The 18164-nt window shown below is 35.5% G+C and carries 12 protein-coding genes and 6 pseudogenes; 3 read left to right on the top strand and 15 right to left on the bottom strand.

Annotated features, from left to right (window positions below):
• Positions 1 to 13 precede the first annotated feature (13 nt).
• The 3 genes from JCM21714_RS24990 to JCM21714_RS08755 all read right to left on the bottom strand — a co-directional run bounded on the left by JCM21714_RS24990 (position 14) and on the right by JCM21714_RS08755 (position 584).
• A complete protein-coding gene (locus JCM21714_RS24990) occupies positions 14 to 118 on the bottom strand; it encodes a YczO family protein (RefSeq protein ID WP_500784395.1) in 105 nt (34 codons plus the stop codon).
• Positions 119 to 234: 116 nt separating this feature from the next.
• The gene (locus tag JCM21714_RS22970) at positions 235 to 363 is read right to left on the bottom strand and encodes a hypothetical protein (protein WP_268748328.1); all 129 of its coding nucleotides are present in this window, start codon (positions 361 to 363) and stop codon (positions 235 to 237) included.
• Between the two features lie 35 nt (positions 364 to 398).
• Complete coding sequence (locus tag JCM21714_RS08755) at positions 399 to 584, bottom strand: hypothetical protein (protein ID WP_035723486.1); 186 nt, start codon at positions 582 to 584, stop codon at positions 399 to 401.
• Between the two features lie 400 nt (positions 585 to 984).
• On the opposite strand from JCM21714_RS08755, the gene JCM21714_RS08750 reads away from it, so the two are divergent.
• Positions 985 to 2025 (top strand): FUSC family protein, encoded by a 1041-nt coding sequence (locus JCM21714_RS08750; RefSeq protein ID WP_084040651.1) that lies wholly within the window; start codon positions 985 to 987, stop codon positions 2023 to 2025.
• A 204-nt stretch (positions 2026 to 2229) separates the two neighbouring features.
• On the opposite strand, the pseudogene JCM21714_RS08745 reads toward JCM21714_RS08750, so the two are convergent.
• The 8 genes and pseudogenes from JCM21714_RS08745 to JCM21714_RS21280 all read right to left on the bottom strand — a co-directional run bounded on the left by JCM21714_RS08745 (position 2230) and on the right by JCM21714_RS21280 (position 11908).
• Positions 2230 to 4174: pseudogene (locus JCM21714_RS08745) on the bottom strand (fructose-1,6-bisphosphatase).
• 338 nt (positions 4175 to 4512) lie between these two features.
• Positions 4513 to 5466, bottom strand: a complete 954-nt coding sequence (locus tag JCM21714_RS08740; RefSeq protein WP_035723484.1) for an ABC transporter permease — start codon at positions 5464 to 5466, stop codon at positions 4513 to 4515.
• Positions 5467 to 6522, bottom strand: coding sequence for an ABC transporter permease (locus JCM21714_RS08735; RefSeq protein ID WP_035723482.1), 1056 nt, complete (start codon positions 6520 to 6522; stop codon positions 5467 to 5469).
• Positions 6519 to 8061, bottom strand: a pseudogene (locus tag JCM21714_RS08730) (ABC transporter ATP-binding protein). The gene JCM21714_RS08735 and the pseudogene JCM21714_RS08730 overlap by 4 nt, the downstream one beginning before the upstream one ends.
• 175 nt (positions 8062 to 8236) lie before the next feature.
• A complete protein-coding gene (locus tag JCM21714_RS08725) occupies positions 8237 to 9382 on the bottom strand; it encodes a BMP family lipoprotein (protein WP_035723480.1) in 1146 nt (381 codons plus the stop codon).
• A 642-nt stretch (positions 9383 to 10024) separates the two neighbouring features.
• Positions 10025 to 10798 carry a metal-binding protein ZinT gene (locus JCM21714_RS08720; protein ID WP_035723567.1) on the bottom strand — a complete coding sequence of 258 codons (774 nt, stop codon included), beginning with the start codon at positions 10796 to 10798 and terminating at the stop codon, positions 10025 to 10027.
• A gap of 172 nt (positions 10799 to 10970) precedes the next feature.
• Positions 10971 to 11684 (bottom strand): NAD(P)-dependent oxidoreductase, encoded by a 714-nt coding sequence (locus JCM21714_RS08715; RefSeq protein ID WP_235182722.1) that lies wholly within the window; start codon positions 11682 to 11684, stop codon positions 10971 to 10973.
• A 20-nt stretch (positions 11685 to 11704) separates the two neighbouring features.
• Entirely contained in the window at positions 11705 to 11908 is a 204-nt protein-coding gene (locus JCM21714_RS21280; protein ID WP_235182721.1) for a hypothetical protein, read from the bottom strand.
• A 98-nt stretch (positions 11909 to 12006) separates the two neighbouring features.
• Between JCM21714_RS21280 and brnQ the strand changes: the two are divergent.
• Positions 12007 to 13490 (top strand): annotated as a pseudogene (brnQ, locus tag JCM21714_RS08710) (branched-chain amino acid transport system II carrier protein).
• 64 nt (positions 13491 to 13554) lie between these two features.
• Here brnQ and JCM21714_RS08705 read toward each other — a convergent pair.
• The 3 genes and pseudogenes from JCM21714_RS08705 to JCM21714_RS08695 form a co-directional block, all read right to left on the bottom strand.
• A pseudogene (locus tag JCM21714_RS08705) lies at positions 13555 to 14408 on the bottom strand (DegV family protein).
• A gap of 82 nt (positions 14409 to 14490) precedes the next feature.
• On the bottom strand, positions 14491 to 15495 hold the full coding sequence (locus JCM21714_RS08700; protein ID WP_035723478.1) for a Gfo/Idh/MocA family protein: 1005 nt from the start codon (positions 15493 to 15495) through the stop codon (positions 14491 to 14493).
• Between the two features lie 281 nt (positions 15496 to 15776).
• Positions 15777 to 16668 (bottom strand): annotated as a pseudogene (locus tag JCM21714_RS08695) (fructose bisphosphate aldolase).
• Between the two features lie 433 nt (positions 16669 to 17101).
• On the opposite strand from JCM21714_RS08695, the gene JCM21714_RS08690 reads away from it, so the two are divergent.
• Complete coding sequence (locus JCM21714_RS08690; RefSeq protein ID WP_035723476.1) at positions 17102 to 17530, top strand: pyridoxamine 5'-phosphate oxidase family protein; 429 nt, start codon at positions 17102 to 17104, stop codon at positions 17528 to 17530.
• Between the two features lie 154 nt (positions 17531 to 17684).
• Here JCM21714_RS08690 and JCM21714_RS08685 read toward each other — a convergent pair.
• Positions 17685 to 17924: pseudogene (locus JCM21714_RS08685) on the bottom strand (NADP-dependent oxidoreductase); the annotation flags it as partial.
• Between the last annotated feature and the right edge of the window lie 240 nt (positions 17925 to 18164).

The following is an 18164-nucleotide window of genomic DNA, read 5'->3' as shown; positions in this document are numbered from 1 at the left end:
GTGCCCTGAGCCACTATCCTTTATATTTCTCCTCTGATTGAGAGGTGCTTTGGCTATTTTTCTTTTTCTTATTGTTCTTTTCTTCAATCTCTAAATCTTTTAACGGAATGTCATCCACAAGTTATTCTTCTTTAAATTAATACAATTCTGGATGTTTTTCATCATGCACAGTCTTTCGTTGATTATCAACCTGCTCCCTATTTTTTATCTCTTCACTTTTTCTTTTATCACTCATTAAAATTCTCCTCCTCTATTTTGTTGCCATGCGAATTGAAATAATGCACGATTTTCATTAACCGTTAATTTTTGATCTCGAACGTCTTTAATTAACTCTTTCAAATTGTCCTTTGTCATTAAGGTCATGAATATCGTCTTTCGCTGATGATGCTCTTCACCATCTAATCCTTGTACATCACCTTGATCAAAAAGTTTTTTTGAATCCTTCCAGGTGCAGCGTTCTTTCGAGAAATTTTTTCATTATCATAAAATAATGTTGCTTCTTCCTTGCCTATTAAGCAGATCGCTTTTTCTCCTAACAGCTTTGTCTGAAAGATACGCGAGTTATATTTATCTGATCGATTCATGATGAAATAATATCCTTCTTTAAGAACTGAATCGTGTGATCTATACCTTTATCTTTGGCAATACTACGCTTTGTCATGGACATTCCTCCATTACCTTGTCATTTACCGATATTTTTCCCTTAAGTACTAATGATAAACATAGAGAATTGCAGAAAAAACGAAGTCAAAAGTAAAAAGTATTACTTATATAAAAGAAGAAAAACCAGTAATGTATTTGATATTTTTAACATTGTTACGTACTATAAAGTTATGTCTCTATTTATATTTTTCATACATACTGGATATCCTTTATACGATCTTAATTATATCAATTTCTTATTTTTAAAAAAGGGAGACTATGACCAGTGGGGGGGATCGTACAGGCAGTTAACACCGTAAAAAATTCAACAGCATTCACCATATGCAGAAGGGGGAGATCCATATTACTTTTGGCCCTAGAATTCTAAAAACTGGCTTAGCCGTTACAATATCGATATATATTTGTATGATTTTCAGTATGGAAAACTTTCTTTTTTCAGGCGTTGCTGCTATCCTGACGGTTCAACCATCCGTTTATCGAACATGGAAACAATTATTAGATCAAATCATTACAAATTCATTAGGTGCTTCCATTGCTTTGTTTTTCATTTATTTCTTTGGAGTAAATCCTATCAGTATCGGATTTGTTATTTCGTTAATGATTGCTTTGAATATTAAGTTGAAGATGGAAAATACAATACCTTTAACACTTGTTACTGTGTTAGCGATTATGACTGCTACGGGTAGCGAAAACTATTATTTTGCTTTAGAAAGATTTCTCGCTATTTTTATTGGAACATGCACAGCAATATTGGTAAATATATTAATATTTCCTCCCAAATACAAAAAGAAATTTATTCAGGATGTTAACACAGCTTTTCAGAATATGTCACTACTCATGAGGACTGGCATTTCAAATGAATTGAAAGAAACTTCCTATCAGGAAATCGACAAAAAGTTTAAAAAGGATCTGATAAAATTAGAAGACCAATTTAAAATATTTAATGAAGAAAGAGAAAAGTTTGGAAAAACAAAACGATTGAATACAAGAGAAGTCGTTTTATTCAGACAAATGCTTAAGGTCTTACAGGAAGGTAATCAGCTTATAGATAATATTAAGGAACATTATATGCAAAATAAATCTGTAAAAAATGAGAATAATATATTTGATCATCAACTAGAAGAACTAATTAAATATCACGAATATTTGTTATTAAAACACTCAGGTAGGATAAAACTGGAGCATGAAAAAAAAGAGAACGACATTTTAAAAGAAAAGAATAAATTCTATGACCAAGTTTTAGAATTTTATCAGCTGAATAAAGAGCAACAACTACGTCATATGATCATCGCTTCTTCGATTATTGATTATTCATTTCATTTAGAGAAACTTGAGAAACTGATCCATCAACATCAAAAATAGAAATGTCTTTAAAATAATACCCTACAAAAAATAACAGACCAATTATATGCGATTGGGTCTGTTACTTTTTTTGTATATTTCTCCTCTAGGACAGATTCAAGGGGGGGATCACCATATCAATCCTTAAGGAGATACATTATTTTCTAATTGCTGCATATTAGTTATTGCTCGTTCTAACAGGAAATAATCATTAATCTTTTTAAATCAATTCATATATCGATATTCCATCAAGCTTTTCAACATATTTATTTCCTCTAGTAGTTCTTGTCCGATATTTGTTTCCAATACCTTTTTCCTCTCCAGCTCTTTATCTACTACTCTTCTCACTGATAGTACATCAGTACCAGTTTGTAACACATCTTCTTTTGATTTAAACTGCTGATGGGCAACGAGTTGCATGCCATAAGAATTGTACAATAACGTATAACCCGCAATCCCTGTTGTCGATTGATAAGGTTTTGAAAAACCACCATCGATCACGATCATCTTGTTATTAGCTTTGATCGGATTTTCTCCGTCAATTTCTTTCACTGGCGTGTGTCCGTTAATAATATGTCCCTGATCTGGATCCAATTCAAATTCTTCTAAAATTCTTCTGCAGGTATCTTCTTCTTCCCGCAGATAATAATAAGGATTCTTTTTTTCCGTATGTGTTTCCTTGTCTTCAACAAAATATCTTTCAAAAGTTGTCATCGCTCTTTTACCGAAAAGGGAAGAGTATTGACCTGTCCATAAATACCAGATCATATCTGTCGCCAGATCATCGGTCACATCGCGATTAGAAAATGCTTCGCGTAAATATTTCTCGAAAACATCAAGCAAGTCACGACCTGCATAGCTTTTATCTTCAATTTTCATGGTTTCCATATTACCTTGCTTATCTAGTGGCATACAGCCATGTATTAACAAATTCCCGTTATATCTCAGATAAAGACTACCTTTTTTCATAAGAAACTTCATATGACGGGCTAGTTTCTCTGAATGCTGAACAGAAAACAATAATTTATTGATCACTTGTATTTCTTCTTCTAACATTTGATCAGGCTGCTCCGGATTTACGGTTGCAAAACAAGGGTTATTTAGTGGGTAGTCTTTTCCATTTATGTGTACTACATTTTGAGCATAATCTACTTTTTCAAGTAGTAATCGCTCTTTCATATTAAAGTATGGTCGTCTTTTTTATAATAGGACTTTCTAATTTAAATTGAATCATTGCAATAGCCTGATGAATTTTGGTGATTTGCAGTTGTTCTTCCGCTGTCGATTGTTTATCAGCATGTAGTTTCGGTCTAAAAGCCGGATTATCCTCATAATACTTTTCTGCCAGATTGAGAAGTGGTCGAAGATTGATTCCGTATACATCTTCAAATATATCCAAGTTATCATACCGTGCACAGATTCGAATAATATTGGCAAGACACACTTTTGAACCGGCAAATGCACCAATCCATAATACATCATGATTTCCCCCCCATTGAATATCAAGGGAATGATAGTTAATTAATGTTTCCATAATTTTATCCGGCTCTGGGCCCCGATCGTATATATCCCCCCCCACCACATGCAGATGATCGACCACCAGTTGTTGTGTGGTATATGCAAGACCAGTAATCAACTTGTCCGCTTGACCAAGTGAAATAATTTCATTGACAATTTTTTGATAATACGTTTTTTTATTAGTAAATTCATCTGTTTTATAAAACAGCTCTTCTACCACATAGACAAACTGCGCTGGCAATGCTTTCCGCAGCTTAGACCGAGTGTACTTTGAAGAAGCGTAAGCAATAAGTCTAATCATATGTGCTATTTTTACTTTATACCAATTATTCAAATCCTCTTTATTATCAAAGGAATTTTTGATCAATTTTAGTTTATCTTCTGGATAATATACTAATGCTGCAAAGTCATTTATCTCTTCTTTCGATAACTCTTCACTGAAAACATCTCTTATTTTCTCTTTTACGTTACCAGATCCATTGCGCAATACATGCTGAAAGGCTTGATATTCCCCCCCGTGTAAATCGCTGACAAAATGTTCTGTCCCCCCCTTCGGCAGATTTAGAATTGCTTCGAGATTAATAATTTCTGTTACGACTTTTTCTTCACAATCATATTTCTGACTTAACAGCTCCAAAAATTTACTTTTCACAAATATTAGCCCCCCCTTTCAGATGTAATACTTGATATATATTATACATTATATTTATAAAACGTACAGTATTATGCTAATTATATCAATTTTTTTATATTTATGTTGTATTATTTATTAATATAGAAAGAGAAATACTTTTTAAAAATAGCCCAATACCGATTCCTTTCTTGTAATTTAGTTTATATCTCCTTTTTAGATAGGCTTACGCCAAAAAAGATTAAGTCCGTATAATTGTGTAAAAAGAAAGAATGGATCATATCTATTCTGAACCACCGAACAATAATAATACAAAAAAACAGACTTGCAACCTACACAAGTCTGTTTTCTTCAATTAATTATCTTCCACCTTTAATATATGGTACACCATTTGCCCTTGGTGCTTCCGCGCGTCCTATGAAGCCTGCTAAAGCCAGAATCGTCAGTACATAAGGTGCAATCAATAATAACACCTGTGGAATATCCGATAACAACGGAATACCAGCACTTACGACACTTAAACTTTGCGCGAGACCAAAGAATAACGCTGCTCCCATCGCTCCAAGTGGATGCCACTTTCCAAAAATGACAGCTGCCAGTGCCATAAACCCTTGTCCGACAATTGTGGAATGTGAAAAGTTAGAAGCAATCGTTAACGCGAAAACCGAACCACCTAATCCACCCAATACACCTGACAGGATCACAGCAATGTAGCGCATTTTTTCTACCTTGATACCGTTCGTATCTGCTGCCATTGGATGTTCTCCAACGGCTCGTAAACGGAGACCAAATGGTGTCTTATATAACACATACCACGCGACAAAAGCTAAGACGATAGCTAGATAGGAAGTAATATAGACCCCTTGAAAGAAAATCGGTCCAATAAAAGGTATATCAGATAATACTGGAATGTTTGTCGTATAAAAAGGCTGAGTCACCATATCTGTCTGTCCTTTGTCATACCAGACTTTTGTTAAATACACGCCAATACCTAAGGCAAGCATATTAATAGCCACTCCACTGACTACCTGATTCGCATAAAAGGTAACGGATGCAACAGCATGAATGATCGAGAAAATGGCTCCAATTGCCGTAGCAACCAAAATAGATATCCAAGGTGTCCACATACCAAAAACATCTGCAAACGTTAAATTAAATACAATACCAACAAACGCACCCATTACCATTAGACCTTCTAAGCCAATGTTTACAACGCCGGATCTTTCGCTAAATACTCCGCCTAAAGCAGTTAATATCAGAGGTGCTGAATAGAATAATACAGTTGGAATAATGGATTGAAGAACTTCAAACATCTATTTTTCCTCCTTTTTAAAGCGAAGTAGAACCCAGCGAATAATATAACTAGATGCTACAAAGAAAATAATAAGTGCAATAATAATATCAACAAGTTCAGTAGGAACACCTGCACCAGTAGGCATTTCCCCCCCAGCACCTTCTTTTAATACCCCAAAAAGAAGTCCTGCTAAGACTACTCCGAGAGCATTATTCGAGCCAAGCAGTGCAACGGCAATCCCGTCAAACCCAAGATTGGTAAAGCCAGACATAACGGAAATGGAGCCGTATGTTCCAAGGCCTTCCATCGCTCCTGCAAGACCAGCAAATGCGCCACCAATCACCATTGACAAAATGATATTCTTACTTACATTCATACCTGAATAATTCGAAGCATGACGATTATAGCCAACTGCTTTTAATTCATAACCATAAGTAGTCCTTTCAATAATAAACCACATCACAAACGCTGCAAACAAAGCGATTAGAATCCCATAGTGCATTCTTGAATAAAACGTAATACTCTGTAACCATGGAGAAGCTAATGAAGCGGTTCCTGCGATTGCTTCCGTTGAGGTCGCCTGATCAGTTAAGACACTTCGAATAATTTCATTTGTGACGAATAAGGCAATATAATTCATCATAATCGTAATAATTACTTCGTGTACTCCTAGCTTTGCTTTCAGAAATCCAGGTAAAAATCCCCCCCAAATACCACCAGCTACTGCCCCTGCCAATATCGCGAGAGGAAGATGAATAATCATCGGTGCATCCATTGCAAGGCCAACCCAGACAGCTGCAAGCCACCCTACAATCACTTGACCTTCGGCACCAATATTAAACAACCCTGATTTAAAAGCAAAAGCAACAGCAAGACCGGTTAAAATTAACGGTGTCGATCTTCTTATTGTCTCTCCTATCGTGTACGCGTCACCAAATGCACCTGCCCATAACGCTGCATATCCTTCTATTGGGTTATGGCCCGATAACAGCATGATGACAGCACCAGCTAATAATCCAATGATAACAGATATTACAGGAACTAAAATTCCAAACAATTTGTTGTTAGAGGTCATTGACTTGTTTCACCCGCCTTATTCACTTGGCTGCCTGCCATCAGTAATCCAAGCTCCTGTTCATTTGTTTCCTCTGGTTTTAAATCTGCCACAATTTTACCATCAAACATCACTGCAATTCGATCACTTATATTCATAATTTCGTCAAGCTCAAATGATACAAGAAGAATGGCTCTGCCTTTATCTCGTTCTTCAATCAGCTTTTTATGAATAAACTCGATAGCGCCAACATCTAATCCCCTTGTCGGCTGGGTAGCGATTAATAATTTAGGCGAACGATCTACTTCACGACCAATGATAGCCTTTTGTTGATTTCCACCCGATAAAGCGCGTGCTTTTGTATATACATTAGGTGTTCTCACATCATATTCTTTAACGATTTTGTTCGCTTTATCAAATATTTCTTTGTAACTTAACACTTTTGCTTTTGAGAAAGGTTTCTGATAATAGGTTTGTAATACAATATTTTCACCAACGGAATAATCTAACACAAGTCCATGTTTATGACGATCTTGCGGGATATGTCCTACCCCCCCACTTTCGGTAATTTTACGAGGAGAAAGGTTTGAAATCTCCTTGTTAAGTAATTTAATCGAGCCTGACCTTGCTTTCGTTAATCCGGTAATGGCTTCGACTAACTCTGACTGTCCATTGCCGTCAACTCCAGCAACCCCTACTATTTCTCCAGCCCGAACTACTAAATCGAGACCCTTTACTAAATCCACTTTTCGCAGGTCTCTTACAAATAGATCCCTAATTTCAAGCACCGTGTCTTTTGGCTGGGCGATTGTTTTTTCTGTTTTAAAGTTAACTTCCCGACCCACCATTAGAGATGCAAGTTCATTTGTATTCGTGTCTGCAACATCAACTGTTCCTATCCCTTTACCTTTACGTATCACGGTACAACGATCACATACCTGCATGATTTCCTTCAATTTATGCGTAATTAATATAATCGATTTATCTTCTTTAATTAAAGAACGCATAATTTCGATTAGTTCTCCAATTTCCTGTGGTGTTAAAACAGCTGTTGGTTCATCAAATATAAGGACTTCTGCTCCGCGGTAAAGGGTTTTCAGAATTTCCACGCGTTGCTGCATACCAACAGAAATTTCACTTATTTTAGCGTCAGGATTTACTTGTAATCCATAGCGATCAGATAGTTCTTGTATTTCTTTCCGTGCTTTGGCAAGATCAATCTTACCAAATTTAGTTTTTGGCTCACTTCCCAATACAATGTTTTGGGTTACCGTGAAAGGTTCCACTAACATAAAGTGCTGGTGTACCATTCCAATCCCAAGGTCATTTGCGATGTTAGGATTCGTTAGATTAACTTTCTTCCCATTAACACGAATTTCCCCCTTTTTCAGGCTGATACAAACCAAACAGTACATTCATTAAGGTTGACTTCCCTGCCCCATTTTCACCTAATAAGGCATGTATTTCTCCTTTTCTAAGTTGGATGGTAATATCATCATTTGCTACGATACCGGGGGGGAATTCCTTCCTTATATTGAGCATTTCTATTGCATAATCCACACGTTTCACCCCTCTATATAAAACTGCCAATCAAGCATAATACAATTACTTATGAAAAATAAGCAATGAAAAAGGACTTGTCCCTTAAAAGTCCTCTTTCATTGAAGATTTTTCGAAATAGAAGCTTACACATAATTGTAGAGAAGGCTTCAATCTAAGCCTTCTCTACTTAATATTATAGAGATTTTTCGTATGTTTCTAATTCTTCAATCGTTTGAGGTGCTTTTACTTCTCCGCTTAGAAGCTTCTCTTTCCATTCGTCAACAGCAGAAATAATTTCTTCTGTCATTGCTTCTTCATTTGTTTTAGCATAAGAAATACCATCTTCCTCTAGACCATATTGCAGCAATTCGCCACCAGGAAATTCGCCATTCATACCACGTGTAGCAACGTCTTGTACCGCTACATCTACACGTTTCACCATTGACGTTAACGTTACATTATGATCATTGATTTGACCTTCATCATGCTGGTCACGGTCTACACCGATGACCCAAATTTCTTTTTCAGGGTTATTTTGTTTCATATCTTTTGCCTGGTTAAATACACCATTTCCAGTCGCACCAGATGCATGATAAATTACATCTACACCACTATCGTACATATTAGTAGCAATCAGCTTACCTTTTGCTGCATCTGCGAAAGATTCCGCATATTGAACATCCACTTCGATATCAGGATTGACTGATTTAGCACCAGCAATGAAACCAGATTCGAATTTTTTGATTAGTGGAGAATCAACGCCACCTACGAAACCAATTTTATTTGACTTCGTTTTCATTGCTGCTGCAACACCTACTAAAAAGCTACCTTGATTTTCTTTAAATGTAATACTAGCTGCATTCGGAGCTTCTACTACATCATCAACAATAGCAAAATTAGTTTCTGGGTATTGATCTGATGCTGTTTGAATATCTTCTTTCAGTTCAAAACCAATTCCAAAAATCAGGTTATATTCATCCCGTACAAAACGAGTGATGTTTGGCATATAATCTGCTTTTTCGTTTGATTGTGCATAATCGAATCCTTCACCTTTAGCTAAACCATTTTCTTCTCCCCATGCTTTAATACCTTCCCATGCAGATTGGTTAAATGATTTATCATCTACTCCACCGATATCTGTAACCATTGCTACTTTATAATCACCAGCAGCGGCTTCCTCATTTGTTGCATCGTCTGTATTTTCCTCAGCAGCACCTTCATTTGTTTCTTTTTCTGTATTTTCTTCAGCGCCTTCTTCATCTGTTTGCGTACCACAAGCGGCTAACAACAAACCTAATGTTAAAACTAACATGAACAATAAAAATTTACGATTTTTCATCGTGTCCCTCCTGTTTTTTTCTATATTATGTAAGAAAACCCATATGACTCAAAAGTGCCCTCCTTACATGCTTCTTTCAAATCCATATTTTACTTGAAAGATTGAACTCAATAGTACCATTAAAAGCTTATTTTATAAATAAAAATATTAAAAAAGATTTTACAAAATTCATCATTTTGTAACAAAAAATTAATATTTATAATGAAAATGTGTCAACCTTTATAGACTTTAATATTTTTTACAATCTGACCGGATTTTTTGTAAGTTGATCAGCTATACTTATTTATTATTTTAAGCTGGTACACTATTTTTATGTATAATATAAGCTTATTTTTGCAGGAGAGATGTTCTTATTCATCTAGCACACCATGTATAGTACCACCAAATGCAGATAAACGAATTGCTGCATGGAGATGAAGAGTAACCTGTAAATGTTGAATTTATAATTTTTAAAGGAAGGAAATGATTGTTAAAGATACAAAATATAATGAATTATAATTTTATTTTTCCTTAAAAGATTGAGAAATATTCTTTTATCGTTCACTGTAACTATAGCCATACAAAAAGAGCAATTCTCAAAAATATAAAGTATTGCTCTTTTTGCATTGAAGACCTTACTAATGTTACTTTTATTCTATTTTATTAATGTGCCATCATCTCATGGGCAATATCGTGACCATCCATTTCGGAAGGATAGTATGTTGGCCAATTTGTAACCTCTTCTAGCAGGGCTTCACGATCATCACCCCCCCAATAAAGATGGTAGTGATCAGCGACTGTCGGGTAAATACTATGATCACTAAATTGAATATATTGAGGCAATTCTTCCACATCGTCTGCCAGTTTAAATATGTATCTGACACCTCTATTACCAGCTTCATAGGTTAAGATCTCATAGCCATCATAGCTGTACTCCCCAGTACTTTCTTCACCATCTTTAAAAAATGAAACGGTATTCTCTTCTATAACGACTCTTTCTACATCTGTCTGATAACCTATTTGATAATATTCCTTGTACTCTTCCGCGTTCATATCCTCACTATTTTCTGCTTTGTATTCAAATACTTCGTCAAGTGTACCATCCTGCAAATACGGATAGACTGATTGCCAATCTCCTTTCCAATCAGAAAGCTCGCGATCCTTAATTTGACTATCTTCAAAATAACCAGCATATATGTCTTCTGTATCTTCATCATGCGCATGATCGTGGTCATGTTCTTCTTCATGTTCATGCTCCTCTTCAACTGTGTTATTTTCAGCACTTTCTTCCTCTTCGTTCGAGCTGTTTTCTGATGATGTATTGGTCTCATTTGCGTTTACTTTCATGTTTTCCTGGGAAGAATCCGAAGCCTGACACCCTGCAACCAATAAACCAAAAACTAATACAATAAATCCTTTTAATACTACATTTTTTATCGCTTTAACTCTCCTTTTCAAATCGTAATCATTACGTTTTATAATTATATAGATACATCTTGTTATCGTCAAGAACTTTTTTGGAAATCATTTCTTTTTAAGTATAAAAAAGCTTTGTATATACTTACTCCTGAAAAGAAGTGAGTTACACAAAACTTACCTTTGAAAGAAATTAATAGCCTTTTTCAATATCTACTCTATTATATAATGGTTGATTCTTTTCAATCCTACTTAATGTGTCCACAAAAGATTCTACTGCTTCCTCTGCTGTAGTAACTGCAGATATGTGAGGTGTGATTATTACCTGAGGATGATTCCATAGTTCGTGATATTTCGGCAAAGGTTCTTCCGCTAAAACATCTAAAACAGCCAATCTAATCTTCCCGTTTTTGATTGCATGGATTAAATCTCCCTCAGATAGAGACTTTCCCCCCCTGCCAACATTGATCAAAACGGCATCCGATAAATAACTGAAAATATCTTTGTTTAGCATATTCTCTGTGTCCGAAGTTAACGGTAAGGTATTGATAATAAAATCCATTTCTTCTAAAAGAGGATAATGGTCATCTAAGCTAAACACCTTCTTAAAGAAATCCTTTTGTTTGCCACTTAACGATACACCGTAGACATTTACCCCCCCAAAAAATGATATTGCCTGGGCAATTTTTTGTCCAATTTCTCCTGTTCCATAAATTAATATCTTACTTTCCGATAACATTTTAGGTGTGATCGATTGCCATTCTTTATGAGATTGCAATGCCTGAAACTGATCATGAGATTGCAGATCTTTCAAGATATAACTTAAACAATATTCACTGATCCTTTCACCAAAGGAACAGATCATTCTCGTTAGTATTACGTCCTCGGGCCATTTATTATCATGCAAAAAATGATCAACTCCCGCCCCTAACGAATGAACCATTTCACTCTGCTGTAATCATAGCCTGCTCTTGTCTTGAACGTGACAAATGCATCTGCCCAATCTAAGTCTGTGTCAATCAGTTGCTCTTCTGACAAAAAACGAATATCTTTTGCTAAACTTAACTTCTTTATTAATCGTTGTAATTCATTGTTCATCGGACTTAGAAATAAGATATGGTTGATTCTCATAGTTTTCCCCTTTCCATCTGATTTTTTTGTTACTAGATAATAATTTAGGAATCCATTCCGATTCTCTGTGAACTTTATCAAAATTTATAAGACTGCATATGAAAATGAATTTCACATCAATGCCAAATTCTATGATTGCTTTTCCAAATGCCGCGTGCTATTCTGTATATGTTTTGAAAAGATACATACAGAATAGCTTGTATAACAAGCATTCCGCACAACATTATCGGAGGTTTATTATGTCATCTAAGAAATCCATCAGCACAATAACAGTCGGTTTTATGTTATTTGCCCTGTTTTTCGGTGCAGGGAATTTAATTTTTCCACCATTACTTGGACAAGCATCTGGAGATCATTTACTCTTTGCTAATTTAGGTTTTATTTTTACTGGAGTTGGATTGCCCGTTCTTGCTGTCTTAGCATTAGCCGTTTCTGGAAAAAGCAATTTACAATCATTAGCAAGTCAAGTTAGCCCCCCCGTGTACGGCCTTATCTTTACAATCGTGCTCTATTTAACAATTGGTCCATTATTTGCACTGCCAAGAACAAATACAGTTGCTTACGAAATAGGAATTGCACCGTTTTTTAAGAACTTCTCATCTAATTGGACATTACTGATTTTTACTGTCCTTTTTTTCGGATTAACTCTCTATTTCTCTTTGCAGGCAAAAAATTAATAGATATTATCGGTAAAGTACTAACACCATTGCTCTTAATTGCTATTGGTATATTAATTGCTGCTGCGATTTTTCGTCCTATTGGTGCTATCCAGGAGCCAACTGATACCTATATGATAAACAGTTTCTTTAAAGGATTTCAAGAAGGGTATTTAACAATGGATGTACTGGCTGCATTTGTTTTTGGGATAATCATTATTAATGCGATGAAAGACAGTGGATTTACCACAAGAAAACAGCTGGTAATTTCAACCATGAAAGTTGCTCTTATTGCAGCAGGGCTGTTAGCAATCGTATATTCCTCTCTTGCCTATTTGGGTGCCATCAGTGTAGAAGGCATTGGATATATGGAAAATGGTGGAGCAATCCTGGCAGCTTCCTCTGACTATTACTTCGGATCCTATGGAAAACTTTTCTTGGGAATAATTGTGGTAGCAGCATGTTTAACTACTAGTATCGGATTAGTTACCTCATGTTCCGCTTATTTTCAGCAAATTATCCCATCCATATCCTACAAGGTATGGGCGATTATTTTCACTTTATTTAGTGCGGTTATTTCAAACTTTGGTCTGGCGACGATTATTGAATTTTCTGTGCCTATCTTATCTATACTTTATCCAATGGCAATGTGCTTGATGATCTTAACATTTTTACATTCGTTTTTCAGAGGGAGCAAAGAAGTTTATCAAGCCAGTATTTTATTTACTTTTATAGTAGCTTTATTTGATGGATTACGCGCAGGAGGAATTAACGTGGAAATCATTGATAATCTGTTTGAGTCTATCCTTCCTTTATACACTGTAGGATTGGGATGGATCATTCCAGCTATTGCAGGGGGGAATAATAGGATACTTTTTACATCTAAGCAGAAAAGCTTCGTAGAGAGAAAAATTCCTATCGACTAATGGCTGTAATCTTTATTAGTTGATAGGAATTATATAAAAGCTGAAGGTTAAAAACTACAAGACATTACTCCCTTTCTAACCCGGCAACTCCAAACCCACCTGGTCCAGCGTGGGTAGAAATCATCGCACCAGCCTGAATCCACTTAATTTTTGTGAATCCTTTTTCTTTTGCAATCTTTGTCGCCATCTCCTTGATTTTCTCATCCAAGCCAATCGAATAAATAAGATAGAGTTGACCTCTATCCAGATTATATTGATCAAAGTAGTCATGCATCAATTTCTCTGTAACCATTCTCATTTTGCCACGATATTTTTTAGTGGAAATAAGCTTCCCGTCTTTTAATTCAATGCAGGCTTTATCTTTAACAGAGCTCCTCCTAAATAGGCCATATTACTAACTCTTCCACCCGCTTTTAAAAATTCTAAACTGCCTGGAACAAAAGCCAATCTCGATTTTGGTACCATAGTTTGAATTTTTTCCACTAGTTCTTTCGGGTCAATAGCAGGTTCTTTTTCTAATACATCTACAGCATACAAAACTATCGCTAATAATCCCCCGGTTACATTTAACGCATCAATCAGATAAATATTATCCATCTATTCCGTCGCGACTATAGCATTTTGGAAGGAAGATGAAGCTTTTGACGTATAGCCAATATGCACAATCACGCTTTGAGGATTATTTGCTTTAATCTGAGCAAAAAATTGTTCATACTCATGGATATTCGTAGCCGTTGTAGAAGGTATTTTTTTGGTCCGTTCATAAAAGTCATAAATGTCCTCCACTGGCAACGAACCATCCAAATAATCTTTCCCATCCATAATAATGTGCATCGGAACAACTTGAATTGAAAATCTCTCTGCAATATCTTTCGATATATCTGCTCCGCTTTCTGTCGTCAGTATTATCTTAGTCAATATCCTATCTCTCTTCTACCTGATAATTTGTGGTTTTTTACTTTTATTTCATCAAATTTTTGATGCATTCGTTGTTTCTTTTTTATAGATAAGACTTAAATGATCTCGTCATCTCTTCCATCACCCAATTCGTTCGTGCCCCCCCGGTCATCCCTATACTGGGACAGATGACTTTTTTTCCTGTTAATTCTGCCACGATAGTCTCAATGAGAGGCTGATGTACATGTGTTGGCGGCTTAAAGCTCCATTGTTCTTTACTTTTTATCCTCGTGAGACTAACCAGACCATTACCGAAAGTGGGGAATGTGATTTTTCCTTTACTTCCGACAATTTCGTTTATATCTACATCATCATATGCAGAAAAACACCAACTACCTATCCCATGCACACCTGATTCAAACCGATAATTACCTGTCACAATATCTTCTGCCTGGTAATTACCTGCTTGATTAGCTGCCAAACCTTGCACTTCTTTCATTGGCCCTAACAAGTAGTCTAAAATATCGAGAGTATGGCTCGCCAGGTCAAAAAACAGTCCTCCTCCTGACATATCTGGATTTAGTCGCCAAGGAAGATTACCTGAACTTGTGACATCCTTTCCTGGTCGTTGATACTGTGTAGTAGATACAAACCGAACATCACCAATTTCATTATTATCCAATAGTTCCTTAATTTTAACAAATTTAGGTTGAGCTCTTCGATAGTAGGCGACATATAATGGAATACCAGCATGGTTACAAGCAGAAATCATTTCATTACATTCTGCCCAGTTAAGTGCCATCGGCTTTTCTACGTATACAGGTTTTCCTGCTTTTGCCACCTTCAATGTATATTCCTTATGCATATCTGGTGGTGTCGCAATATAGACTGCATCAACATTTGGATCATTTATCAGTGCATCTGCGTCGTCATACCATGTTGGAACAGCATGTCTTTCTGCATAATCTTTTGCTAATGCCCCCCCTGTTCTCCGCATGACAGCGACGAGTTCTGAATTTTCAACTTTTTGAAAAGCAGGACCACTTTTTACCTCTGTTACATCACCACATCCAATAATACCCCCCCACCGGACTTTTTTGAAATTCACAGGGATTTTCCTCCTCAAACTTGTTTCAGCTGTTTTTTTACTGTTTAACTACTTTTACTTCCCTTCTAGTTTAGCATGGAAATCTTCACCATGCCTTAAGAAAGAATTAAATTGGCAAAAAAATGAAACGCATGCTCCGTCCCTCCTGTTTTACCATACAAAAAACCTTCATCTATTATATGATGAAGGTTTTTTGTGTACATTATAATATTTTAAAGCATGTAGCGAAAATAATGATTTCTATAGAATCATTACTGAAACACTTGCTCCGTCCCCATGTTTCAGGCTTTATTTACAGATGCATCATAAATGGATTCCACTGCTTCTTTTAATGCTGCATTAATTCCTGGTCAGATTGTTTTACATTTAAATTTTCGCTTAATGCTCTTGAGAAGCTGGCGATTAATCCTTCGTTATTTTTAAGTTTTGCATTGGCATCAACTTTAGAGTACCCACCTGACAAGGCTACTACTCGTACAACATTAGGATGATCGTTAAACTCTTTATAATGATTGGCAACCGTAGGATGGTAAGCTTTAATATCACAAGTTCGTTTGATTGTAGCTGATCCAGATGCTGTTTAATTTCCTGTTTTAGTATCTCTTCTGATTGTTCTTTATCCGTACTATGAATATCTACTTCTGGCTCAATAATTGGAACTAGTCCAGCTGCAATAATCTTTTTGCCGATTTCGAATTGTTGATCAACCACTTCTTTAATACCATCTTTATTTGCTTCTTGAATCACAGAACGCATTTTTGTACCAAACATATTACGTTCGTTAGCTCTTTTTAATGTTTCATCAAGATCATCATTAGGTTTCATCTTTTGAACACCATTAGAAAGATCTGCAAGTCCTTTGTCTATTTTAAGAAATGGTAAAACTCCTTTTACTTCTCTTAAATAATCTCCGGTATACTTGCCTTCAATTTCACGATCCATTGTTTGTTCAAATAAAATAGATCCAAGAATATGCTCCGAATTAAATGCTGGAGCAGTAATAATCCGTGTTCTCATTTCATGGACAAGATCATACATTTCTGCTTCATTAGAAAATTCACTTTCAGTTACACCGTATGCTGCAAGAGCTTTTGGAGTACTTCCACCACTTTGATCTAGTGCTGCGATAAAACCTTTACCGTTTCTCATTTTTTCAACATCTATTTGATTCATTACTTGTCACTCCTTCAATTAATTTAGAACTCATTGGACTACCATGAACGTTCATGTTCATTATAACATTATAGGGTACGCGAATTGTAATATTTCCTATTTTTCTAGTTTTAAACATATCCCAAACAATTGATAATTGGTTCAGATAGAATAGATATTTCTATATTTGGTGTATGACTGATGAAATTTCTTTATATTTTAGCTAGTTTTTGTGAGATTATACTTTTTATATAGGTTATACGAATATTTTATGATTTAAAAACTCATCCTATTTTCGAGAGCAAGATTTACGTGCTTAATTTTAAAAAAAAGAAAATAGTTATAGTTATGATGGGAATACTGGTACTATACATTGATTAAACGAAACATTAGCTCCGTCCCCCCCATGTTTCAGTTTGATTTTAAAGGGAAAATGCTGTAGAGAGGTGATTGGATGAATAAGGAACAAGTTATAGATGAGATTAAAAATATTTTAGATGTTTCTATGGTGGGAGTGCTATCGACTGCTCATAATAATCTTCCAAAAAGTCGCTATATGACCTTTTACCATGACGAAGAAATCTTATACACGAAGACAAATAAGGATTCATTTAAAGTTGAGGAAATTGAAAGAAATCCGCATGTGTATATTTTATTAGGATATGAAGAAACAAAGAATCGAAGTTATGTTGAATTTGCAGGAAAGGCAGAAATCGTAGAAGACCCGGAAACAATAGACTGGTTATGGAATAAGCAGGACAAAAGCTTTTTTGAATCAAAAGAAGATCCGAACTTAACGGTGCTGAAAATTCGTCCAACTGAAATCAAAGTATTAAATGATAATAATATAGATACTCCAGTGGCAGTAGATTTCACAAAATAAAGAGAAATTAGAAGATCTCCATCTGTTTATATGATGGAGATCTTCTTCATGCCTAATAAATTTACATAATTTAAAACTTACTAACGAAATAGAAATAACGAATTCAGTACAGCATTAATGAAGCAATTGAACCTTCTGTCCCCATATTTTAAGGTTAATCATTCACTTTCACTAAAAGCTTCCCAATGTTATTGCCTTCAAATAGATTGAGAAAGGCATTAGGTATATTATCAAAGCCTTCTTTTATTGTTTCATCATATTTAAGTTTGCCCTCTTGAAGCCATTTAGCAAGTGCCTCTGATCCTTTCACAAATCGATCGGCAAAATCTCCGACTGTAAAACCTTGCATTAATGCACTCTTCTTAATGAGTGTGGATTGAATACGTGGTCCAATCTTTATCTGGTGTACCTTCTGGTCGTTTTGCTAAGAGAATTTACTTGTTTATAGTCATTCCTATCACTCCTATTATTTAAAAAAGTATCTTCTTCCTAAAAATAACAGGAGTAATATCCAAACGCACACGATCTGCCTTTCCATGATAATCTTCATGAAATTTCAAAAGTTTTATAGAACTGTAACTGCTAAAACGAAATTATATTCCAGTTCATTAATAGCGTGCTATTTACAGTAATG

The organism is Gracilibacillus boraciitolerans JCM 21714, assembly GCF_000521485.1.
GTDB classification, from domain to species: Bacteria; Bacillota; Bacilli; order Bacillales; family Amphibacillaceae; genus Gracilibacillus; species Gracilibacillus boraciitolerans.
Note: the sequence above shows the minus strand (reverse complement) of the source record. Positions and strands in the feature narration are given on the sequence as shown.

Coding starts and splice junctions, on each gene's coding strand:
- JCM21714_RS22970 (WP_268748328.1), bottom strand. CDS start 363: ATGACCTTAATGACAAAGGACAATTTGAAAGAGTTAATTAAAGACGTT.
- JCM21714_RS08755 (WP_035723486.1), bottom strand. CDS start 584: ATGAATCGATCAGATAAATATAACTCGCGTATCTTTCAGACAAAGCTG.
- JCM21714_RS08725 (WP_035723480.1), bottom strand. CDS start 9,382: ATGAAAAATCGTAAATTTTTATTGTTCATGTTAGTTTTAACATTAGGT.
- JCM21714_RS08740 (WP_035723484.1), bottom strand. CDS start 5,466: ATGTTTGAAGTTCTTCAATCCATTATTCCAACTGTATTATTCTATTCA.
- JCM21714_RS08750 (WP_084040651.1), top strand. CDS start 985: ATGCAGAAGGGGGAGATCCATATTACTTTTGGCCCTAGAATTCTAAAA.
- JCM21714_RS08735 (WP_035723482.1), bottom strand. CDS start 6,522: ATGACCTCTAACAACAAATTGTTTGGAATTTTAGTTCCTGTAATATCT.
- JCM21714_RS08690 (WP_035723476.1), top strand. CDS start 17,102: ATGAATAAGGAACAAGTTATAGATGAGATTAAAAATATTTTAGATGTT.
- JCM21714_RS21280 (WP_235182721.1), bottom strand. CDS start 11,908: ATGAGAATCAACCATATCTTATTTCTAAGTCCGATGAACAATGAATTA.